The following is a 20,719-nucleotide window of genomic DNA, read 5'->3' on the forward strand; positions in this document are numbered from 1 at the left end:
AATTGTAGCCCACCGCCTGTTGCGTTCCCGGGTCCGTCGCTTAGCATCCGCCACCGGGACGTGTTCACGAACAGGGGATGCAGGATGCAGTCTGTCGAAGCCTATCGCGCGCTGGTGGAGCGCCTGCAGCGCCGCGCGGTGACCTCGCCGCTGCTGTATCGGCTGCAGTTGGCCGGGCTGGCGGGACTGGGATTCGCGGTGCTGGCCGGCTCGGTGGTCGGGGCGCTGGGCGTGTCGGTCGGACTGGTCGTGGTGCTGGCGGCGATCAAGCCCGGCCTGCTCGTCTACCTGTTCAAGCTGATCCTGATCCCGCTGATCTTCGGCTATTCGGTGCTGCGCGCGCTGTGGGTGCGGATCGAACCCCCGCAGGGGTATCGGATCGCGTCCGGCGAGGCGCCGGCGCTGGAGGCGGAGGTGGAGCGCCTGCGCAAGGCGGCGGGCGCGCCGGCGCTGGCGGGCATCATCGTGGACACCGATCTGAATGCGGCGGCGGCCAGCGTGCCGCGCGTGCTGGGGCTGTTGGGGCATCGGCACTTCCTGGTGCTGGGCCTGCCCCTGATGCAGGCGATGGACCGCGCGCAGCTGTCCGCGGTGATCGCCCACGAGTTCGGCCACCTGGGCGGCGGGCACGGCCGGTTCGGGGCGTGGATCTACCGGGTCCGGGTGAGCTGGTTCAGGTTGCTGCATGCGCTGGAGGCGCGCGAGGCCTGGGCGGCGGGGATGTTCCGCAAGTTCTTCGGCTGGTACGCGCCGTACTTCAACGCCTACAGCTTCGTGCTGGCGCGCGATAACGAGCTGGCGGCGGACCGTATCGCGGCAAGCGTGTCCGGCGGCGGCCAGACGATGGCCGACGCGCTGGTCAGGACCAGCGTGCTGAGCGGTCGCCTGCACCAGGGCTTCCTGCCCGCGGTGCATGAGACCGCGCGGGAAATGCCGCATCCGCCCGAGCTGCTGTATCGCGACATGGGCGTGGCGCTGCGGCGTGCCCACCCGGGCGACGCCCAGTGGCTGGAGCGCGCGCTGGCCCATGACGCGGGGCTGGACGACACGCACCCGCCGCTGCGCGTGCGCCTGTCCGCCCTGGGCGCGAATGAGATCGCCCTGGACGAACCGGCGCAGTCGGCGGCCGAGGCCTTGCTGGGCGACCTGCTGCCGCGCCTGGAACAGGCGTTCAGCCAGCGCTGGCGGGCCGACGTGCAGCGAGACTGGATGGCCGAGTACCACCGGCGCCAGGAAGAGGCCGCGCGCGTGGCCGAGCTGGCGCAGGCGCAGCGCTCGCCCGAGCAGGAGGTGGAGTACCTGCTGCTGGCCGGGCATTTCCAGCCGGGCGAGCAGGACCAGCTCGCGGCGCTGCAGGCGGCGGTCGCACGCGTGCCGACGCATCTGGAAGGCCAGCTCCGCCTTGGGGCGGTGCTGCTCGACCGGGGCGACGCAGCGGGCGTGGCGCATCTGCGGCAGGCGCTTGCGCTGGATGCCGGCTACACCGGGGCGGTCCTGCAGCGGCTGCATGCCTTCTACCAGGCAACGGGCGAGGTGGCGGCCGCCCAGGCCGTGGAGGAGGAATTCGATGTCTGGCAGCGGCGGCAGCGCGCCCTGGCCAAGCGCAGATTCACCCTGTCGGACGAGGACCGGTTCCTGCCGCACGGCCTCAAGGGCGAAGTCCTCGCAGGACTGCGGAATGCCCTGGCCAAAACCAACGTGGTGCGGCGTGCCTGGCTGGTGCGCAAGGCCCTGGCGGGTGGCGATGCCGGCGAGCACTTCCTGCTGCTGGTGCAGTGGCGGGGCCTGGTGTTCAGCCGTAGCGGGGCGCTGCAGCGGGTGCTGGATGCGGTGGAACTACCGGGTTCGGTGCAGGTGTTCGATGACGCCGATCGCCGTCGCTACGCACGGCGGTTGCGCAAGGCGGCCGGGGCGCCGGTCTGGCGCCGGGGGCGCTGACACGGCGGGGAAAGGAGGGGGACGATAGAATGCGCGCCCCTCACGTTCCCAGGCAGTACCCATGACGCAGTGGTCCACCGACCAGGCTCGCAAGACCTACTCGATCCCGCACTGGGCCGACGGGTACTTCGACGTGGACGCGGCCGGGCGCATCACCGTGGCCCCGCAGGGCCCGGGCGGCCCGGTGGTCGCGCTGCCGGAAGTGGTCGACGCCGCGCGTGCCGCGGGCGCCAAGCTGCCGCTGCTGGTGCGGTTTCCCGACATCCTGGGCCAGCGCCTGGGCAAGCTGCAGGCGGCCTTCGCCCAGGCCCAGGCGGACTGGAACTACGCCGGCGGCTACACCGCCGTCTATCCGATCAAGGTCAACCAGCACCGCGGCGTGGCCGGCACGCTGGCCGCGCACCACGGCGAGGGCTTCGGCCTGGAGGCCGGCAGCAAGCCCGAGCTGATGGCCGTGCTGGCGCTCTCGCGCCCCGGCGGCCTGATCGTGTGCAACGGCTACAAGGACCGCGAGTACATCCGCCTGGCGCTGATCGGCCGCAAGCTGGGCCTGGAGACCTTCATCGTCATCGAGAAGCCCTCCGAGCTGAAGCTGGTGCTGGAGGAAGCCAAGGCGCTGGACGTGATGCCCGGCCTGGGCGTGCGCATGCGCCTGGCCTCGCTGGGCGCGGGCAAGTGGCAGAACAGCGGCGGCGACAAGGCCAAGTTCGGCCTGTCCCCGCGCCAGGTGCTGGACCTGTGGAAGGCGCTGCGCGACACCGAATACGCCGCCTGCCTGAACCTGCTGCATTTCCACATGGGCAGCCAGATCTCCAACGTGCGCGACATCGCCAACGGCATGCGCGAGGCGGTGCGCTACTTCGTCGAACTCTCCGCGCTGGGCGCCCGGATCAGCCATGTCGACGTCGGCGGCGGGCTGGGCATCGACTACGAAGGCACGCGCTCGCGCAGCTACTACTCGATCAACTACGGGCTCGGCTCCTACGCCGGCAACATCGTCCAGCCGCTGGCCGAGGCCTGCGAGGAACACGGCCTGGCCCCGCCGCGCATCGTCACCGAATGCGGCCGCGCCATGACCGCCCACCACGCGGTGCTGATCGCCAACGTGTCCGAGGTCGAGCAGGCGCCGGAGGGCCGCGTGCCCGACGCGCATGACGACGAACCGGCCGCCGTGCGCCACCTGCGCGAGATCCACGACGAGCTGGACACACGCCCGGCGGTGGAGCTGTTCCAGGAAGCCCAGCACTTCCACGCCGAAGGCCTGGCCGCCTATGCGCTGGGCCAGATCGACCTGACCCACCGCGCGCGCATCGACGATCTGTTCTACGCCATCGCCCACGGCGTGCGCGCGCGCCTGAGCCACGAGGAAAAGAGCCACCGCCCGGTGCTGGACGAGCTCAACGACCGGCTGGTGGACAAGTACTTCGTCAATTTCAGCGTGTTCGAGTCGATCCCGGACGTGTGGGCCATCGACCAGGTGTTCCCGATCGTGCCGATCGAGCGCCTGGACGAGCGCCCGCAGCGTCGTGGCATCGTCTGCGACATGACCTGCGACTCGGACGGCATGGTCAAGACCTACGTCGAGAACGAGAGCCTGGACAGCTCGCTGCCGCTGCATGCGATGAAGCCGGGCGAGTCCTACCGCATCGGCTTCTTCCTGGTCGGCGCCTACCAGGAGATCCTGGGCGACATCCACAACCTGTTCGGCGACACCGACGCGGTGGAGGTCACCTGCCAGGACGGCACCACGCGCATCACCCAGCAGCGCCGCGGCGACACCACCGACGTGATGCTCGACTACGTGGGCTACTCCCTGGCCGAGCTGCGCAGCGCCTACGCCCAGCGCGTGGCCGCCGCCGACCTGTCGGCCGAACGCGCGCGGGAACTGTCTGCCGCTCTGGAGGCGGGTCTGACGGGGTATACCTATCTTTCGGACGAACCGCTGGCGTAGTGGGTGCTGAGCGTCTGTGCGATCTGAGGGAGAGGGTCTGGCTGGGGATTGGGGATTCGGGATTGGGGATTCGAAGCCGAAGCCGAGGCCGAGGCAAAGCCTTGCTCGTCATCCCCGCGAACGCGGGATCCATGGACGTGGGGGTGTACCCGGTGCGCAGTGACGCGCTGACCTGCGCTCGCCCAACCTTCGTTCCCGCGAACGCGGGAACCCGGCGTCTCGAGCGTCTACTGCAAAAGTCTCTGGATTCCCGCCTTCGCGGGGAATGACGGCTGAGCGTTCCGTCCTCAGAGGCTAGTACAGATTCTTCTTGTAATCCTGATCCAGCCCGCGCCGCACCAGCCCCGGCACCGCCGCCACGGCGCGCACCATCGCCGCCTGCACCCCGCCGCTGCGATTGAGCCGGACATGCGCCTTGAAGATGTCCGCCGGATCCAGATCGCCAGGCGGTTCGGCCGCCGGCCACAGCGCCGCGGCCGCCAGGGCCTTGCTGTCGCGCAGCGCCCACTGCGCCGGTGCGATGCGCGTCACCAGCCTGGGCGGCTTGTCGCCGACGGCCAGGCGCGCGCGCGCCGCCGCATCGGTGGTCAGCGTGGCCACGCCGCTGACATGCAGCAGGCGCGTCTGCCCGGGGACCAGCGCAGCCAGGGACAGCCGCGGCTGTTCGAGCAGGTTGCGGAAGCTGTCCACGCGACGGTTGCCCGGGCGGTCGGGCAGCCAGAGCGCCGTGTCGTCGGCCTGCAGCAAGGCGCCGGCCGGATCGCCCTTCGGACTGAGATCGGCCTGGCCGGCGGCGTTGACCGTGGCCAGCACCAGGAAGCGGCTTTGGGCGGCGGCCTGCGGAGGCGTGAGCGGATCGGCCGCCGGCGCGGGCCGGGCCTGCCAGAAGTCCGAGCGGATCAGCGCCTTGGCGCAATGCAGATAGCACTCGCGCACGCCGAGGCCGATCCTGCCGTCTTCGACCCGCGCGACCTGGCCGTTGATGCGCAAGGTCTCGCCCAGGCCCGGGAGCAGCCACAGCGAGCAGAAGCTCTGGCCCGGACGGGCCAGGCGCGGCTCGTCCAACCCGTCCTGCGGCAGATCCAGGGTGAGCGCGTCGGCGGGGTGCGCGAAACCGGCCGCGCCACCGCCCAAGGTGATGGCCATGCCCTGCGCGTCGCCGAAGCCGAAGAAGGCCAACGGTGACGCCTGCAGCCAGCGCATCGCATACGCATCGAGGTGGTCGATGACCTTCAGATCGCGTGGGCCCGGCAGCGCGCCGATACAGCGCTGCAAGGTCTCGGCATCGGTGATCCGGGCAGTCATGGCCGACGCCTCGACAGCTGGGGCGTGCGGGGGACAGGGCGGGTGCGCAGCATCGTCATTCCTCGATCGATCGGGCGAGAGGCTGGCGGGACGCTGGCGCGCCGACACTATAATCCCGGTCCCGCGGGCGCCGGTTGACCTCGCTGAAGTGCGCGCATCGCCGCCACGGCGCACGGATCCTCGATCTGCGCCGGGCCGCTCTAGACTGTCGTCCCGCTTCCAGCGTGCGCACCGCCATGGCCTTGCATCTCGGGATCGTTGCCTGCTCGGCCGAAGGCGCCGCGTTGTGCTATCGCACGCTGTGCGCCGAAGCGGCCGGAGCGATGGGACCGCATGCCCATCCGGAGGTCTCGCTGCACGGACTGTCGCTGGCGGACTATGTCGACTGCCTGGAGCGTGGCGACCTGCCTGGCGTGGCCGCCTTGATGCTGCGCTCGGCGGGGGCGCTGGCCGCGGCGGGCGCGGACCTGCTCCTCTGCCCGGACAACACCATCCACCAGGCCATGCCCTGGGTCCTGCCGGCGTCGCCGCTGCCGTGGCTGCACATCGCCGAGGCGGTGGCCAGGGAGGCGCGGCGATGCGGGTACCGGCGGATCGGCATCACCGGCACGCGCTGGCTGGTGGAAAGCGACGTCTACCCGCAGGCGTTGTCCGCGCAGGGCCTGCAATGGCGTCGGCCGCCGGCCGAGGATCGCCAGGCCATGGGGCGCATCATCATGGATGAGCTGGTACGCGGGGACTTCCGGCCCGCCTCGGTCGAGGCGTTCCAGCAGATCATCGGCCGCCTGCGGCAGGACGGCTGCGACGCGGTCGTCCTGGGCTGCACCGAGATTCCCTGATCATCGACGACGCCAACTCGCCGCTGCCGACGCTCGACTCCACCCGCCTGCTGGCGCGCGCCGCGTTGCGTCGCGCGCTGGAGCCGGCCTGAGCGTCCCGCCGGCCGGCGGGCGTGCCACAGAGGCGACGCCGCTGCGCACCACCGGCCGCCTGGCGCACCGTGGGCACGGCTCGGCGCATGCCTCCGCCGCATGTCTGGCGTCGCGAACCGCCGCGTGGGGTAATGGCGCTGTCTCCCCTGACCTCGCCCGACGCCATGACCATCAAGTTTCAGGCCGCGCTGCTGTCCGTGCTGCTCGCGCTGGCGGGCGGGCCGGCGATGGCGGCGCGGAACGACGACCGGGACGTGGCGGCGATCCGGCAGGTCGTCGAGGCCTTCCGCACGTCCATCCTCCAGAAGGACAAGACCAGGTTCACGGCGCTGTTCTTCTCCGACGATCCGCAACGGGTGACCTGGCAGTTCGTCAACGACGATGCGCGTCTGGCGCGGTTGCGCGGGGTCAAGCCCGACGCGAAGAAGGCCCGCTATCTTCCGCAGTCCAACTACCTGAGCTTCATCGACTCGATCGTGACCAGCGCGCAGGCCAGCGAGGAGGTCTTCTCCGACCTCAGGATCGACACCGATGGCGAGGTCGCCTCGGTCGGTTTCGACTATGCCTATCTGGAGGACGGCAGGCAGACCAACCGCGGCAGGGAACTGTGGCAGCTGGTGCGCACCGAGGATGGCTGGAAGATCATCTCAGTCGTCTGGACCATGCGCGATCCCGACCGGGCCTCCTGAAGACGGGCTGATGGCGTCCGACGCGTCGATCGTTTCGCCACCGCCATGGCGGGTGTCGCTGATGGCGGCGCTGCCGATCGGGCTGTGCCTGCTGGTGATGGCGGTGCCGGCGGTGGGACATGGTCACGCGCTGGCCTATCGCACGTTGTATCTGCTGGCCTACCTGGCGTGGACGCCGGCCCTGATCTGGCTGCAGCGCTGGCTCTGGCGCGCAGGATGGTCGCCCTGGAGGACGGTGCCGCTGCTGTTGTTGGTCACCTATCTGATGGCGGTGGTCAACAATGCGCTGGGATTCCTGCTGCCCCAGGCGATGGGATGGCCCGGGGCGCAACCGCCGCGCTGGGCGCGCGTGTTCTTCGGCGTGGACGACTGCTGGCTGGCGCTGATCGCCTACTGCGCGGCCCATGCCCTGGTCGGCCACTACCACGCGCTGAAGGAGGCGCAGGCGCGCCAGGCGCAGGCGCTGCTGGCCGCGCGCGATGCCGAGCTGCGCGCCCTGCGCTACCAGCTCAATCCGCATTTCCTGTTCAACACGCTCAACGGCGTGTCCTCGCTGGTGGCGCAGGCGCGCGGCGAAGAGGCGCGCACCATGCTCGCGCGGCTGGGCGGCTTCCTGCGCGCCACGCTGGACCGGCCCTCGCACGAGGTGTCGGTGGCGGAGGAACTGGCGATGACCGAGACCTATCTCGCGATCGAGCAGGTGCGGCTGGGCGAGCGCCTGCGCGTGGAATGGGACATCGGGCCGGGCGTCCTGGACGCCTGCCTGCCCTCGCTGCTGCTGCAGCCGCTGGTGGAGAACGCGATCCGTCACGGTATCGCCAGGCGCAGTGCGCCTGGCCGGCTGTCCATCGCGCTTCACGCGCGGGCAGGGCAGCTGCAGCTGCGCCTGGTCAACGACCTCGCCCCGGAGGATGCGTCCACCAGCGAGGGCAGGACCCTGGGTCATGACAATGTGCGCCAGCGCCTCGCCTGGCTGTACCCGCAGCGCCACGCCTTCGCCGCCGGTTGCGAGGGCGGCGCCTATGCGGTGGCCATCGATCTTCCGTTCGAGCGTTTCGATGCGCGAGGCGATGTCGCGTGATCCGGATCGCGGTGATCGACGACGAGCAACTGGCACGCAGCGGCGTGATCGCCTGCCTGGCGCGCCATGACGATGTCGAGGTCGTCGGCGAGTACGCCGACGGCGAGGCGGCGCTCGCCGGCATCCGGCATGCGTGCCCGGATGTGGTGGTGCTGGATATCCAGATGCCGGGCATGGACGGCCTGGCGCTGCTCCAGGCCGTGGAGGCGCCTGCACGGCCGCTGGCCATCCTGCTGACCGCGCACGCCGAGTTCGCCGTCCCGGCGTTCGCCCTGGAGGTATTGGACTATCTGCTCAAGCCGCTGGATGACGAGCGGCTGGCAGAAGCCATTGGCCGGGCACGTCGGCGCCTGCAGGCAGGCGCGGCCCTCCCCGGGGCGCCGGCCGACGCGCCGCGGCCGGAGTGGCTGAAGCGCTTCGAGGTCCGCGTGGGGCGCCGGGTCCTGTTCGTCCCGGTCGAGCAGGTCGAGCATCTCCAGGCCGACGGCGACTACGTCACCCTGCACGTCGGCTCCAGGCAATACCTGCTGCGCGATGCCCTTCAGCGCCTGCAGCTGCAGCTCGATCCGGCGCGGTTCGTGCGGATCCACCGCTCGACGATGGTCAGGCTGGATTGCGTGGCCGAACTGCAGCCGCTCTCCAACAAGGACGCGCTCCTGCGGCTGCACAACGGCGTGCCGCTGCGCGTCAGCCGCACCTATGTCGAAGCGCTGCGCGCCCGGCTGAGCGGAGCCACGGGCTGACGCGTCCTGCCGCAGTCGGGGCACGGCCTGGCGCAGGGGCGGCCAGTGGGCGTCCGTGCGGACCTAGACTCTCCCGCCTCGCCCGCCAGCATGGTTTCTCCCGATGATCAGCACCGAATCGCGTTACCCCGGTCTGGATCTGCTGCGCGCCATCGCCATCGTGTGGGTGATGTGCTTCCACGCCTGGGTGGTGGGTGGGCTGGCCCCGGAGTGGACCTGGCTGTCGCGCTACGGTTGGATGGGGGTGGACCTGTTCTTCGTGCTCAGCGGCTTCCTGATCGGCGGCCAGGTGCTGGCGCCGCTGTCGCGCGGACAGCCGCTGCGCTTCGGCGACTTCTACCTGCGCCGCGCGTTCCGCATCCTGCCGGCGTACTGGGTGGTGCTGGCGCTGTATGCGCTGGTGCCGGCGTGGCGCGAGCGGCTGGAGATGGAGCCGCTGTGGAAGTTCGTGCTGATGGTGATGAACCTGGGCAACGACTACAGCCGGCCCGCGTTCTCGCACGCCTGGTCGCTGTGCGTGGAGGAGCACTTCTATCTGCTGTTCCCGCTGTTGGCGGGCTGGTTGATGCGCAGGCCGGCCGCCTGGAAGGTAGCGACGCTGGCGGCGCTGGTGCTGGTCGGTGGCATCGCGCTGCGCGCCGGCATCTGGCTGCACGACACCGCGGCCGAAGTCGCAGGCGCATCGCAGCGCAACTGGTATGTCGAGGACCTCTACTACCCGACCTGGAACCGTCTGGACGGCCTGCTATGTGGTGTGTTGCTGGCCACGCTGAAGACCTTCCGCCCGACGCTTTGGGCGCGCGGGCAGCGCTACGCCGACGCGCTGCTGGCGGTCGGGCTGGCGCTGATGGCCGTGGCGCTGTGGCTGTTCCGCGACCGCGTCGGCCTGCCGGGCAATGCCGTGGGTTGGCCGGTGCTGTCGCTCGGACTGGCGCTGATCGTGTTCGCCGGTGCCGGCAGGTGCAGCCTGATCGGGCGGTGGTCGCTGCCGGGCATGGGGTGGCTGGCGGGGATCTCCTACAGCCTGTATCTGGTGCACAAGGCGGTGTTCGTGCAGGTGCAGGCCCACCTGGGCGAGGCGATCGCCGGCTGGGGCGTGGCGCAGGCGCTGGTCTATGGCGGCGCATCGCTGGTCGCGGCCGCGCTGTTGCATTACACGGTGGAGCGGCCGTTCCTGCGCCTGCGCGGGCGTGTGCTCAGGCCGCGCGCCTCCGCGCCCGCCATCGCCGATCCGGCCTGACGCCGTCCAGTGCGGCTTGGCGCCGTTGGCCAAGCTGTCGTTCCCGCGGACGCGGCACACCGGGATCCTTGGCCTTGCCGCGCGCTCCGGTGGGTTCGCGCCTGCGCGGGAACGACGAGGGAGGATGCGTTGGTGACCCCAAGTCGCTGGGTTCGTAGGGCGTGGCCTGATGGAAGCGCATGACCCAGCGATCGCCAAGCCGCGACCACAGCGAGCTGCGATGGGCGTGCCGCACGACGCCGTCGGCATCGCGCACCGCGCAGTCGTAGACCAGCTGCACATGCTCCAGCGAGAGCGGCCGCGCGTGCAGTCCGGTCAGGGTCGCATCGATCGGCGCGCCTTCCGGCAGGATGGTCTGCGCCCGCGTGTAGACCCAGCCCGAGCGTCCGAACTCCAGGAAATCCTGCGCGAAGCGCGTCTCCTGGAAGTCGGGGTCGTAGCGCGTGGCCGCGGCCCACATGGCGCGTTCCAGGGCGAACAGCGCATCACGCACGTCATCGGAAAGCATGGGCTGCACCTTGGGCCTGAGCATCTGCCGACGCGGGAAGATGGACGTCGCCGGCAGGTCGATGCGGCGCCAGGCTCCCCATCGGCGCGGGGAGGCGCGCTACTGGCGCGCCACCTGAAAGCCGGCAAAGGACTGGCTCACCGGCATGATCTCCAGCCGGTTGATGTTGAGGTGCGGCGGGAGCGTCGCGACGTAGAAGATCTGCTCGGCGATGTCCTCGCCCGTCATCGGCGTGGCGCCGCCGTAGAGCTTGTCCGAGGCGGCCTGGTCGCCGCCGGTGCGCACCAGGGTGAATTCGGTCTCGGCCATGCCCGGCTCGATGCTGGTCACGCGCACGCCGGTGCCATGCAGGTCGCTGCGCAGGCCCAGCGAGAACTGGCGCACGAAGGCCTTGGTGCCGCCGTAGACGTTGCCACCGGTGTAGGGATAGGTGGCCGCCACCGAGGAAATGTTGATGATCGCGCCCTTGCGCGCGATCAGCACCGGCAGCAGCTTGCGCGTGATGGTGACCAGCGCGGTCACGTTGGTGTCGATCATCTGCTGCCACTGCGCCAGGTCGGCCTCCTGCGCCGGCACCGTGCCCAGCGCCAGGCCGGCGTTGTTGACCAGCACGTCGATGTCGGCGAAGCCGGCGGGAAGCGCGGCGAGGGCGGCGTCCAGCGCGGCGGCGTCGCGGATGTCGAAGGCGGCGGCGTGCACCACCTCGCTGCCGTATCGCTCGACGAACGGCCTCAGCCGCTCGGCGCGGCGGCCGGTGGCGACCACCTTCCAGCCAGCGTCGGCGAAGCGGGTCACCGCGGCGGCGCCGAAGCCGGAGGTGGCGCCGGTGATCAGGACGGTCTTGGACATGTGATTACCTTGATACGCGGTTGGGCAATGGACAGTGGAGATGCTCGCGGGCGGGAGAAGAGCCGCGCGCAGCGCGCTCACATGGTGTCATGGCGAGGTGTTGCTGGGAGTCGCGCGAAAATCCACGGACATGAAGTGTCGAGGTACGCCGTTGCCAGCAGGCGTGTTCTCGAGAAATGCCTTGGCCGCGGCGTCCTGCTTGAGGAACGCGTCCAGGAACTGCAGCGTGTAGCGCGCCATCCAGGCGTAGCTGGTGTTGACATCGTCCCGATCGTAATCGGCTTTTTGGTTTTCGGCGAACTTCTGCGCAGTCTGGCGACGCTGGAACATCGAACTGAATCCGGGGTGCGGCATGCCGAACATGCGCACGATCATCCGGCTGCCGCCCCAGGCATTGAGCGCACTGGGGCCGGTGGCGTACGGATTTTGAGCATAGAAGTCCGGTAGCTCTTCCAGTGTGATCTCGCCCTCGGTGAAAAAAAGGAGCGGGATCCGCATCTGTTCCGGATGTACGTCCCCCGCGGCTTTTATCAACCCTGGGTAGTAGCGCATGCTGCCGTCGAGGGCAGTCAGCGCGTCGATGCGAGGATCGCGGGCGGCGGCCAGCAGGTTGGCCAGGCCGCCCCAGCTCCAGCCAACCACGGCCAGTTCGGACATGTCCGTATCCGGCAGCGTCCCGGCATAGTCAAGCAGGAACGTGATGTCGCTTGCCTGCGCATTGACATCGGCGAGGTTGTCTTCCGAATCGAACGTTGTCGCACCCATGCTGGGGCTGGCGATGACCACGTAGCCGTGGCTGGCCAGGTATTCGCACAGGTCTGCATTTTCCCAGGCCACCGATGACTGGCTTGGGGAATAGATCACGACGGGGAATCGACCGGTGGCCAGCGTGGCGTTGCGGACTGCCCAGAGCCGCACGTCGGCCGATTCGGACAGATGCGAGGCCGCCCAGCGGTTCTTCATATCCGGCATGTCGAAGTGGAACTGCGTGGCAGCCAACGCGACGTAATCACCGACGGTCATGGCGGCCCGGGTCGCGTCCTTGGCCGGATACCAGACCAGGGTCTGCAAGGGGCGGCCGCGGGAATCCCGCGCCGGCTTATCCGCGTCCAGGACAGGCATGACGCGCTTCCGATCGAATTGATCGACGACTTTCAGGCCGACGGAGTAAGGCCCACGCGATTGCTGGAACCGGAAACCGGAAGGCTCCGCCGACGTTGTCGCATGGCAGCAGCTGATGGCGCCGCATAACAGCGCCAGCAACGTGGCCAGCGACCGGATCGTCGTCATGTGGATTCCTGAGGAGAGGGAAACAAGGGGCGACGCGCGTGCAGCGCCGCGCCGGCCAGCGCACCCAGCGCGGCGGCCAGCAGTTGCAGGCCCGCGCCCAGCACGTTGCTGGCCAGGATGTCCTGGGTCGTCAGCCATAGCGGGCGCTGCGGCGCGTGTTGGTGGGCCAGCTGCACCAGCAGCGCGATGGCCAGCAGCTGCAGGACGAGCACCAGCGCCACGCCGATCGGCAGAAAGCGCCGCCCGCCGATCCAGCCCCCCAGCAGCAGGCTGACGGCGCCGGCCACGCAGTGCGCGGGCTGGATGAAACTGTTGCCGCGCAGTTCGAGCACGCGCCAGCCGGCCGGCAACAGCTGCCAGATCAGCAGGCCGAAGAGCAGATCGGCGGTGAAGGCGACCGCGGCCGCCAGGATCAGGCGCTCGCGCTGGGTCGCCGGGGCGATCACCGGGCCTTGATCGGCATCGCCGGCAGGCCGCCGCTGGCCAGCTTCTGCTTGGCCTCGGCCAGTTCGCTGGCGGTGGCGTAGGGCCCCATGCGCACGCGATAGACGGTCTTGCCGGCCGAGTCGCCCGATTCCACCCGCGCGCTCAGGCCCAGCATCGCGATCTTGGCCTTGACCGCCTCGGCATCGCCGGAGGCGCTGAAGCTGCCGGCCTGCAGGATGTAGGCGACATCGCCGGCGGCGCTGGCCACCGCGTTGGACGCGGCGGCCTGGGCGACGCTGGTCTGGGTCGGCGTGGCCGAGGGCACCTTGGTGATCTCGTCCAGCGGCGTGGGCTGCTGCGCCGCGGCGGTCGTGGTCTCGGCGACGGGCTGCGGCTGGCCGGCATTCTTGGCCGCGTCCTCGCGGGCCTGCTGCGCGGCCAGCTTTGCCTTGCGGTCGGCCTCGGCACGCGCGCTGGCGGCCAGTTCGGCGTCGGACATCTGCACTTCGCGGCCCGGCAGCAGGGTGTAGAAGTCGTACTGGGTCGGACGCTCGGGCGGCTTCTTGGCCGTCTCGGCGGTGGCCGCGGGCGCGGCACCGGTGTCGGTGGCGGCCGGCGGCGTGGCGCTGTCGTCCTCGCTCACCGGTGCGGGCCGCGCGTCGGGGTTGGGCTTGGGCCGCAGGAAGGTCTCGCCATCCTTCTTCATCAGGTCCGGCACGATGAAGAACGCCGCCGCGCCGAGGACCAGCCCGGCGATCAGCCAGACCCAGCCGGGCGTGCCGTTGCCGGAGGTGCGCTTGGCCTGGGATTTACCGCGTCGTGCCGCCATCTTGTGCTTGTTCTCGTGGAAGTCGTCTTACATGCGCTCGGGCGCGGACACGCCCAGCAGGTCCAGGCCGTTGGCCAGGGCCTGGCGCACCGCCAGGGCCAGCGCCAGGCGCGCGTTGCGCGCATCGGCGTCGTCGATGAGGATCGGTTCGCCGTCGTACCAGGCCTGGAAAGCATAGGCCAGTTCGCGCAGGTATTGCGCGATGGCGTGCGGCTCGAGTGAAACGCCGGCCGCCTCGACCACCTCCGGATAACGCGACAGCTCCACCATCAGCGCGATCGAGGCCGCGTCCTCCAGCGAGGGCAGCGCGGCGATGCCCGCGTCCTGATCGTAGGCCGCGTAGCCTTTCTCCTCGACGCGGCGCAGCAGGCTGCACACGCGCGCGTGGGCGTACTGCACGTAGAAGACCGGGTTGTCCTTGCTCTGCTCGCGCGCCAGGTCGATGTCGAAGGTCAGCTGCGAATCGGGCTTGCGCGCGATCAGGAACCAGCGCGTGGCGTCGGCGCCGGCTTCCTCGATCAGGTCGCGCAGGGTCAGGTAGCTGCCGGCGCGCTTGGACAGTTTCACTTCCTCCCCGCCGCGCATCACCGTGACCATCTGGTGCAGCACGTATTCGGGCCAGCCCTTGGGGATGCCCAAGTCCAGCGCCTGCAGGCCGGCGCGCACGCGCGCCAGCGAGCCGTGGTGGTCGGCGCCCAGCTCGGTGATCGCGCGCTCGTAGCCGCGCTGCCACTTGGACAGGTGATAGGCCACGTCCGGCACGAAGTAGGTGTAGGTGCCATCGGACTTGCGCATCACGCGGTCCTTGTCGTCGCCGTAGTCGGTCGACTTCAACCACAGCGCGCCGCCCTCCTCGTAGGTGTGGCCGGACCTGATCAGTGTCTCGACGGTCTCCTCGACCTTGCCGTCGCGGTAGAGCGCGCTCTCCAGGAAGTACACGTCGAAGCCGACGCCGAAGGCGGCCAGGTCGGCGTTCTGCTCGCGGCGCAGATAGGCCACGGCGAAGCGGCGGATGGCATCGAGGTCCTCGATGTCCTTGGCGCCGGTGATGGTGTGGCCTTCGATCTCGATGGCATCGCCGCGCAGATAGGCGGCGGCGACGTCGGCGATGTAGTCGCCGTTGTAGGCCGCTTCCGGCCAGTCGGCGTCGCCCGGCTTGAGGCCGTGCAGGCGCGCGTAGGTGGACTTGGCCAGGTTCTCGATTTGTACGCCGGCGTCGTTGTAGTAGAACTCGCGCCTGGTGTTCCAGCCGTTGGCCGCCAGCACGCGCGCCAGACAGTCGCCGATCACCGCGGCGCGGCCGTGGCCCACGTGCAGCGGGCCGGTCGGATTGGCCGAGACGTATTCCACGCCGACCGTGCGACCGGCGCCGGAGGTGTTGCGGCCGTACTGCGCGCCCTGGGTCAGGGCGGCCACGGCCTGGCGCTGGTAGGCGGCGTTGGTCAGGTGGAAGTTGATGAAGCCCGGGCCGGCGATCTCGATCCGGGCGATGTCGGCGCTGGGCGACAGCGCATCGACCAGCGCCTGGGCCAGGGCGCGCGGATTGCTGCGCGCCGGCTTGGCCAGCAGCATCGCGGCATTGGTGGCGAAATCGCCGTGCTCGCGGGTCTTGGGACGCTCGACGGTGAAGTCCGGGGTGGCGGTCTCGGCGGGCAGGGTGCCGGCCTGGCGCAGGGCGTCGATGCCCTGGGCGATGCGGGCACGGAGGTCGGATTTCACGGGGCTTTTCGCTCGATGGGACACGCGGGACCGGGCATTTTAGCCCACAGCCGCCCCGCGGCCGGCACCGGCGTGGATCTCCTCGCCGCGCGCCCCTCATACCCATCCGCGTGCGGCCAGCGAGACCGGCGCGCCTTCGCCGATCACGAAGTGGTCCAGCAGACGGACGTCCACCAGCGCCAGGGCCTCCTTGAGCCGCTCGGTGACCGCGCGGTCGGCGGCGGACGGCTCCGGGTTTCCGGACGGGTGGTTGTGGGCCACGATCACCGCCGCGGCGTTGAGCGCCAGTGCGCGCCTGATCACCTCGCGCGGGTGGACCTCGGAGGCGTTCAGGCTGCCGGCGAACAGCTCCTCGAAGGCCAGTGCCCGGTGCCGCGTATCCAGGAAGAGCGCCGCGAACACTTCCCGCGTACGGGCCCGCAGCTTCAGCGCGAAGTAGCGTCCGGCGGCGTTCGGGTTGGTCAGCGCCTCCCCACGCGCCAGGCCGGCGGCCAGGTGGCGCTGGCCCAGCTCCAGCGCGGCGGCCAGCTGGCAGGCGCGTGCCGGCCCCAGGCCGGGCAGGGTGGCCAGCGCCTTGGGCGGGTGGTCGAGCAGGCCGCGCAGCGGGCCGTGGCTGGCGAGCAGGTCGCGCGCGGTCCGGACCGCGTCGCGTCCGGCCAGGCCCGAGCCGAGGAAGATCGCCAGAAGTTCGGCGTCGGAGAGCGTGCCGGCGCCGCGCGCCATCAGCTTTTCGCGGGGACGTTCCTCGGCGGGCCAGTCGCGGATGTGCATGGATGCTTCCTTGGCTTGGAATGCGCCGCTTCCGTGCGGCGTCATGGCGATTGTTCCCGAGGCTCATGCCCTGGGGTTATCAGACCCGGGAGGGGCGTCGGGTAAGCTGTCGCCTTAGTTCTGGTTCGGAAAATTCTGACGTGGCCCAGGCCCTGGAAGGACAACGCATCCTGCTGTGCGTTGGCGGCGGCATTGCCGCCTATAAATCATTGGAACTGGTGCGCCGGCTGCGCGATGCCGGCGCACAGGTGCAGGTGGCGATGACCGCCGGCGCCCAGCAGTTCGTCACCCCGCTGAGCTTCCAGGCCCTGTCCGGGCAGCCCACGCGCACCAGCCTGTGGGACAGCGCCGCCGAGGCCTCGATGGGCCATATCGAACTGGCGCGCTGGGCCGACCGGGTGCTGATCGCCCCGGCCACCGCCGACCTGCTGGCCCACCTGGCCCACGGCCTAGCCGACGACCTGGTGACCACCCTGGCGCTGGCGACCACCGCGCCCATCACCGTGTGCCCGGCGATGAACCACATCATGTGGAAGCACGCCGCCACCCAGGCCAACCTGGCCACCCTGCGTGCGCGTGGGGTGCAGGTGGTCGGGCCCGAGGACGGCCCGCTGGCCGAGGGCGAGTCCGGCCCCGGCCGCCTGACCGAACCCGACGCGATCGTCGCGGCGCTCGCCCGCGCGGCGCAGCCGGCCATCCCGCTCGACGGCCCGCTGGCCGGGCTGCACGTGGTCGTCAGCGCCGGTCCCACCTATGAGGACCTGGATCCGGTGCGCTATCTGGGCAACCGCAGCAGCGGCAAGATGGGCTTCGCCGTGGCCCAGGCCGCCGCCAGGCGCGGGGCCAAGGTCACCCTGATCGCCGGCCCGGTGAACCTGGGCACGCCGCCCGGCGTCACCCGCGTGGACGTGCGCTCGGCCGCGCAGATGCGCGCGGCGGTGTTCGGCGCATTCCCGGCCGATGTCTACATCGGCGCCGCCGCGGTCGCCGACTACACCCCGCGTGCGCCGGCGCCCAACAAGATCAAGAAGTCCAGCGAATCGCTGGCCCTGGACCTGGTGCGCACGCCGGACATCCTGGCCGAGGTCGCCGCTTCGGTGCAGCCGCTCAAGCTGGTGGTCGGTTTCGCCGCCGAGACCGAGAACGTGGCCGAATATGCGCGCGGCAAGCTCATCGCCAAGCGCCTGGACATGGTCGTGGCCAACCGGGTCGGGATCCCCGACGGGGGCTTCGAGAGCGACAGCAACGCGATGACCGCGTTCTGGAAGGACGGCCAGCGCGAGTTCCCCTCTGCGGCTAAGACCGCGCTGGCCGAGGCGCTGGTGGACCTGATCGGGGAGCGCCTGCGCGCATGAGCCTGCCGATGGAAGTCAAACTGCTGGACCCGCGCTTCGGCGAGACCTGGCCGCTGCCGGCCTACGCCACCCCGGCCAGCGCCGGGCTGGATCTGCGCGCGGCGCTGGAGACCCCCCTCACCCTGGGGCCGGGCGAGACGGTGCTGGTGCCCAGCGGCATCGCCATCCACCTGGCCGATCCCAACCTGTGCGCCGTGGTGCTGCCGCGCTCGGGCCTGGGCCATCGCCACGGCATCGTGCTCGGCAACGGCACCGGCCTGATCGATGCCGACTACCAGGGCCCGCTGCTGATCAGCCTGTGGAACCGCAGCAGCGAGGCCTTCGCGATCCAGCCCGGCGACCGGGTCGCCCAACTGGTGGTGTTGCCCATCGCGCGCGTAGCGTTGAAGATCGTGGATACTTTCGTGGAAAGCGCGCGTGGAGAAGGGGGCTTCGGCCACACGGGCGTCCGCTGACAGGGGCGAAGCGTCGCATGGCTGGATTCAAACGAGGGACCGTGAAGACGGGCGGCGGCAAACACGTGTTGCTGCTGTCCGGCCTGCTGGTGCTGCTGGCCGCATGGTTCGGCTGGAACGCCTGGGTGCTCTACCAGGAAGGTGCGCGCCGCGACGCGCTGCTGCAGGCGCGCGATGCCGCCGTGCAGGGCCTGCAGCAGAACCTGCAGACGCAGACCGCGCGGCTGGACCAGCGCGTGGCCACGCCCGCCTTCCAGGCGGCGGTGAGCGCCGATGACACCGCCGCGGTCGGCGCGGCGATCAAGGCCGGCTGGCCGGAAGTGGAGGCCGTCGACCTGCTGCCGGCCGACCTCCAGGCCGCCTACGCCGATGCCGAGACCTTCGGCTACAGCAAGCTGGCGCTGCTGGAAGCCGCGCAGCAGGCCAAGGGCGCGATCGTCGGCGCGGTGCGCGACGGCAAGGACACCGGCCTGGCGCTGGCCGTGCCGGTGCAGTCGCGCCTGCTCTACGTGCGCCTGCCGGTGGCGCTGCTGACCGGCCCGGTCGATGGCGCCCAGGTCGCCGGCGCCTACCTGGGCCTGCGCCAGGGCGGCTTCACGCTGCGCGAGGTCGGTGACGCAGGGCTGTCCGGCGTCGCCGACGCGCTCTCGCGCCCGGTCGGAGAGACCGGCCTGCGCGTGGTGGCCGCCGTCCCCGACGGGAGCGAGGAGCCGCTGGGCCTGGGCACGCTGCCCTGCGCCATCGTGGCCGCGCTGCTGCTGGTGCTGGCGGCGCTGGTGGCCGCGTTGTCCACCGGCAAGGTCAAGCTCAAGGTGCCCGAGCTGCGCCGCGGCAAGGACGAGGAGGCTGCCGAAGACGGCCTGACCCTGAGCGAGGCCGTGCAGTCCCAGCGCGCCGCCGCGGCGGCCAGGGCGGCGGACGAGGCCGATCCCGAGGCGACCGACACCGACACGCCGGTCGAGGCCACCGACCCGGCCGCCGCGCCCGCCGCCAGACTGGTGCGCGGCGTGGCCGTGGACCCGGGCATCTTCCGGGCGTACGACATCCGCGGCGTGGTCGGCAAGACGTTGAGCGTGCCGGTGGCCGAGCTGATCGGCCAGGCGATCGGCTCGGTGATGGCCGAGCAGGGCCTGACCGAAGTGGTCGTCGCGCGCGACGGCCGCCTGTCCGGCCCGGAGCTGTCCACCGGCCTGATCGAGGGCCTGCGCAAGGCCGGCCGCGACGTCATCGACATCGGCATGGTGCCCACGCCCGTGGCGTACTTCGCCGCCTTCCAGCTGCGCACCGGCACCTGCGTGGCGGTCACCGGCAGCCACAATCCACCGGACTACAACGGCTTCAAGATCGTGGTCGGGGGCGAGACGCTGTCCGGCGCCACCATCACCGACCTCTACACCCGCGTCAGCGAAGGGCGCCTGCACAGCGCCGAACGCGGCGGCCTGACCCAGCGCGAGATCGCCGAGGACTACGTCCAGCGCATCGCCGGCGACGTGCAGCTGGCGCGTCCGCTCAAGGTCGTGGTCGATGCCGGCAACGGCGTGGCCGGCGAGATCGCCCCGGTGCTGCTGGAGGCCATCGGCGCCGAGGTCGTGCCGCTGTACTGCGACATCGACGGCACCTTCCCCAACCATCACCCCGATCCCAGCGAGCCGGACAACCTGCTCGACCTGGCTTCGACGGTGAAGCGCTTCGAGGCCGACCTGGGCCTGGCCTTCGACGGCGACGGCGACCGGCTGGGCGTGGTCACCCGGGATGGCCACGTCATCTTTCCTGACCGCCTGTTGATGCTGTTCGCCGCCGACGTGCTCGAACGCAACCCCGGCGCCATGGTGATCTACGACGTCAAGTGCACCGGCAAGCTGCAGGGCTGGACGCTGCGCAACGGCGGCACGCCGATGATGTGGCAGACCGGGCATTCGCTGATCAAGGCCAAGATGCGCGAGACCGGCGCGGAACTGGCCGGCGAGATGAGCGGGCACTTCTTCTTCCAGGAGCGCTGGTACGGCTTCGACGACGGCCTGTATGCCGCCGCGCGCCTGCTGGAGATCCTGGCCGCGCGCGACGACCAGACGCCCAGCGAGATCCTCGACGCGCTGCCCGACGGCGTGTCCACGCCGGAGATCAAGGTCGAGGTACCGGCCGGCAACGCGCACGCCATCGTGCAGGCGTTCGTGGCGGCGGCGCGGTTCGATGGCGCGCGCCTGTCCACCATCGACGGCCTGCGCGCCGACTGGGACGACGGCTGGGGGCTGGTGCGTGCCTCCAACACCACCCCGGTGCTGGTGCTGCGCTTCGAGGCCGACGACGCGACCGCGCTGGAGCGCATCCGCAGCGCGTTCCGCAGCCAGCTGCAGGCGGTGGCGCCGGAGCTCAAGCCCCGCTTCTGAGGCCCGCACTGTCGCGAAACCCGAGCGGGCTCGGGCAGGCCAAGGTCGCCGGCGCGGCAACGACATCGTGTGAGCCGCCCTTGTGGCCTTTTCGGCCAATGGGGGACGATGAGGCTCTACCGGTAAAAGGCACGGGCGGCTCCCGCAACATTGTCAGGCCTTGGGGCATCCAGCAGCGTGGGGCCGGCCACGCCAGCCTGCGGCTGGCTCGCGAAGCGAGTTCCGCACAGGGGCCCGGCTACCGCACCACC

General features: G+C 70.6%; 18 protein-coding genes. 10 read left to right on the plus strand and 8 right to left on the minus strand.

Going from position 1 to position 20,719, the window contains the following annotated elements; all coding sequences use genetic code 11:
* Positions 1-84 precede the first annotated feature (84 nt).
* Complete coding sequence (locus tag LAJ50_RS01915) at positions 85-1,938, plus strand: M48 family metallopeptidase (RefSeq protein WP_138652634.1); 1,854 nt, start codon at positions 85-87, stop codon at positions 1,936-1,938.
* A gap of 61 nt (positions 1,939-1,999) precedes the next feature.
* Positions 2,000-3,889 (plus strand): arginine decarboxylase, encoded by a 1,890-nt coding sequence (gene speA / locus LAJ50_RS01920; protein WP_138652632.1) that lies wholly within the window; start codon positions 2,000-2,002, stop codon positions 3,887-3,889.
* A 294-nt stretch (positions 3,890-4,183) separates the two neighbouring features.
* Here the strand turns inward: speA and LAJ50_RS01925 are convergent, their stop codons facing one another.
* Positions 4,184-5,194 carry a pyridoxamine 5'-phosphate oxidase family protein gene (locus LAJ50_RS01925; protein WP_138652630.1) on the minus strand — a complete coding sequence of 337 codons (1,011 nt, stop codon included), beginning with the start codon at positions 5,192-5,194 and terminating at the stop codon, positions 4,184-4,186.
* A gap of 236 nt (positions 5,195-5,430) precedes the next feature.
* On the opposite strand from LAJ50_RS01925, the gene LAJ50_RS01930 reads away from it, so the two are divergent.
* The 5 genes from LAJ50_RS01930 (at position 5,431) to LAJ50_RS01950 (ending at position 9,879) form a co-directional block, all read left to right on the plus strand.
* A complete protein-coding gene (locus LAJ50_RS01930; RefSeq protein WP_224096435.1) occupies positions 5,431-6,033 on the plus strand; it encodes an aspartate/glutamate racemase family protein in 603 nt (200 codons plus the stop codon).
* A 224-nt stretch (positions 6,034-6,257) separates the two neighbouring features.
* Positions 6,258-6,815: a nuclear transport factor 2 family protein gene (locus tag LAJ50_RS01935; RefSeq protein WP_224096436.1), complete on the plus strand. Its 558-nt coding sequence runs from the start codon at positions 6,258-6,260 to the stop codon at positions 6,813-6,815.
* A gap of 10 nt (positions 6,816-6,825) precedes the next feature.
* On the plus strand, positions 6,826-7,896 hold the full coding sequence (locus tag LAJ50_RS01940) for a histidine kinase (RefSeq protein WP_138652628.1): 1,071 nt from the start codon (positions 6,826-6,828) through the stop codon (positions 7,894-7,896).
* Entirely contained in the window at positions 7,893-8,639 is a 747-nt protein-coding gene (locus LAJ50_RS01945; protein WP_138652626.1) for a LytTR family DNA-binding domain-containing protein, read from the plus strand. The genes LAJ50_RS01940 and LAJ50_RS01945 overlap by 4 nt, the downstream gene beginning before the upstream one ends.
* Before the next feature lie 103 nt (positions 8,640-8,742).
* Complete coding sequence (locus LAJ50_RS01950; protein ID WP_138652624.1) at positions 8,743-9,879, plus strand: acyltransferase; 1,137 nt, start codon at positions 8,743-8,745, stop codon at positions 9,877-9,879.
* On the opposite strand, the gene LAJ50_RS01955 is transcribed toward LAJ50_RS01950, so the two are convergent.
* The 7 genes from LAJ50_RS01955 to radC all read right to left on the minus strand — a co-directional run bounded on the left by LAJ50_RS01955 (position 9,836) and on the right by radC (position 16,271).
* Positions 9,836-10,387: a nuclear transport factor 2 family protein gene (locus LAJ50_RS01955; RefSeq protein ID WP_171044575.1), complete on the minus strand. Its 552-nt coding sequence runs from the start codon at positions 10,385-10,387 to the stop codon at positions 9,836-9,838. The genes LAJ50_RS01950 and LAJ50_RS01955 overlap by 44 nt on opposite strands.
* Positions 10,388-10,486: 99 nt before the next feature.
* Complete coding sequence (locus tag LAJ50_RS01960; protein ID WP_130551080.1) at positions 10,487-11,236, minus strand: SDR family NAD(P)-dependent oxidoreductase; 750 nt, start codon at positions 11,234-11,236, stop codon at positions 10,487-10,489.
* 87 nt (positions 11,237-11,323) lie between these two features.
* Positions 11,324-12,526, minus strand: a complete 1,203-nt coding sequence (locus LAJ50_RS01965; protein WP_138652620.1) for a dienelactone hydrolase — start codon at positions 12,524-12,526, stop codon at positions 11,324-11,326.
* Positions 12,523-12,972, minus strand: a complete 450-nt coding sequence (locus LAJ50_RS01970) for a hypothetical protein (RefSeq protein ID WP_130551078.1) — start codon at positions 12,970-12,972, stop codon at positions 12,523-12,525. Before LAJ50_RS01970 ends, LAJ50_RS01965 begins: the two co-directional genes overlap by 4 nt.
* Complete coding sequence (locus tag LAJ50_RS01975; RefSeq protein WP_130551077.1) at positions 12,969-13,781, minus strand: SPOR domain-containing protein; 813 nt, start codon at positions 13,779-13,781, stop codon at positions 12,969-12,971. Before LAJ50_RS01975 ends, LAJ50_RS01970 begins: the two co-directional genes overlap by 4 nt.
* Positions 13,782-13,808: 27 nt before the next feature.
* Positions 13,809-15,500, minus strand: coding sequence for an arginine--tRNA ligase (argS, locus tag LAJ50_RS01980; RefSeq protein WP_130551076.1), 1,692 nt, complete (start codon positions 15,498-15,500; stop codon positions 13,809-13,811).
* Positions 15,501-15,596: 96 nt separating this feature from the next.
* The gene (gene radC, locus LAJ50_RS01985) at positions 15,597-16,271 is read right to left on the minus strand and encodes a DNA repair protein RadC (RefSeq protein WP_130551075.1); all 675 of its coding nucleotides are present in this window, start codon (positions 16,269-16,271) and stop codon (positions 15,597-15,599) included.
* 140 nt (positions 16,272-16,411) lie between these two features.
* Between radC and coaBC the strand changes: the two genes are divergently transcribed.
* Genes coaBC through LAJ50_RS02000 form a run of 3 tightly spaced genes read left to right on the plus strand, consistent with a single transcriptional unit; the run spans position 16,412 to position 20,468 of the window.
* Complete coding sequence (coaBC, locus tag LAJ50_RS01990) at positions 16,412-17,626, plus strand: bifunctional phosphopantothenoylcysteine decarboxylase/phosphopantothenate--cysteine ligase CoaBC (protein ID WP_138652618.1); 1,215 nt, start codon at positions 16,412-16,414, stop codon at positions 17,624-17,626.
* Positions 17,623-18,081, plus strand: coding sequence for a dUTP diphosphatase (dut, locus tag LAJ50_RS01995; RefSeq protein WP_138652616.1), 459 nt, complete (start codon positions 17,623-17,625; stop codon positions 18,079-18,081). The genes coaBC and dut overlap by 4 nt, the downstream gene beginning before the upstream one ends.
* A gap of 17 nt (positions 18,082-18,098) precedes the next feature.
* Complete coding sequence (locus tag LAJ50_RS02000; RefSeq protein ID WP_138652614.1) at positions 18,099-20,468, plus strand: phosphomannomutase/phosphoglucomutase; 2,370 nt, start codon at positions 18,099-18,101, stop codon at positions 20,466-20,468.
* Positions 20,469-20,719: the final 251 nt, after the last annotated feature.

It is taken from the genome of Pseudoxanthomonas sp. X-1 (assembly GCF_020042665.1).
Classification (GTDB): domain Bacteria; phylum Pseudomonadota; class Gammaproteobacteria; order Xanthomonadales; family Xanthomonadaceae; genus Pseudoxanthomonas_A; species Pseudoxanthomonas_A spadix_A.

Excerpts from the sequence above, each read along its gene's own strand:
- LAJ50_RS01915 (WP_138652634.1), top strand. The coding sequence starts at position 85 with ATGCAGTCTGTCGAAGCCTATCGCGCGCTGGTGGAGCGCCTGCAGCGC.
- speA (WP_138652632.1), top strand. The coding sequence starts at position 2,000 with ATGACGCAGTGGTCCACCGACCAGGCTCGCAAGACCTACTCGATCCCG.
- LAJ50_RS01925 (WP_138652630.1), bottom strand. The coding sequence starts at position 5,194 with ATGACTGCCCGGATCACCGATGCCGAGACCTTGCAGCGCTGTATCGGC.
- LAJ50_RS01930 (WP_224096435.1), top strand. The coding sequence starts at position 5,431 with ATGGCCTTGCATCTCGGGATCGTTGCCTGCTCGGCCGAAGGCGCCGCG.
- LAJ50_RS01935 (WP_224096436.1), top strand. The coding sequence starts at position 6,258 with ATGGCGCTGTCTCCCCTGACCTCGCCCGACGCCATGACCATCAAGTTT.
- LAJ50_RS01940 (WP_138652628.1), top strand. The coding sequence starts at position 6,826 with ATGGCGTCCGACGCGTCGATCGTTTCGCCACCGCCATGGCGGGTGTCG.
- LAJ50_RS01950 (WP_138652624.1), top strand. The coding sequence starts at position 8,743 with ATGATCAGCACCGAATCGCGTTACCCCGGTCTGGATCTGCTGCGCGCC.
- LAJ50_RS01955 (WP_171044575.1), bottom strand. The coding sequence starts at position 10,387 with ATGCTTTCCGATGACGTGCGTGATGCGCTGTTCGCCCTGGAACGCGCC.
- LAJ50_RS01960 (WP_130551080.1), bottom strand. The coding sequence starts at position 11,236 with ATGTCCAAGACCGTCCTGATCACCGGCGCCACCTCCGGCTTCGGCGCC.
- LAJ50_RS01965 (WP_138652620.1), bottom strand. The coding sequence starts at position 12,526 with ATGACGACGATCCGGTCGCTGGCCACGTTGCTGGCGCTGTTATGCGGC.
- LAJ50_RS01975 (WP_130551077.1), bottom strand. The coding sequence starts at position 13,781 with ATGGCGGCACGACGCGGTAAATCCCAGGCCAAGCGCACCTCCGGCAAC.
- radC (WP_130551075.1), bottom strand. The coding sequence starts at position 16,271 with ATGCACATCCGCGACTGGCCCGCCGAGGAACGTCCCCGCGAAAAGCTG.
- dut (WP_138652616.1), top strand. The coding sequence starts at position 17,623 with ATGAGCCTGCCGATGGAAGTCAAACTGCTGGACCCGCGCTTCGGCGAG.
- LAJ50_RS02000 (WP_138652614.1), top strand. The coding sequence starts at position 18,099 with ATGGCTGGATTCAAACGAGGGACCGTGAAGACGGGCGGCGGCAAACAC.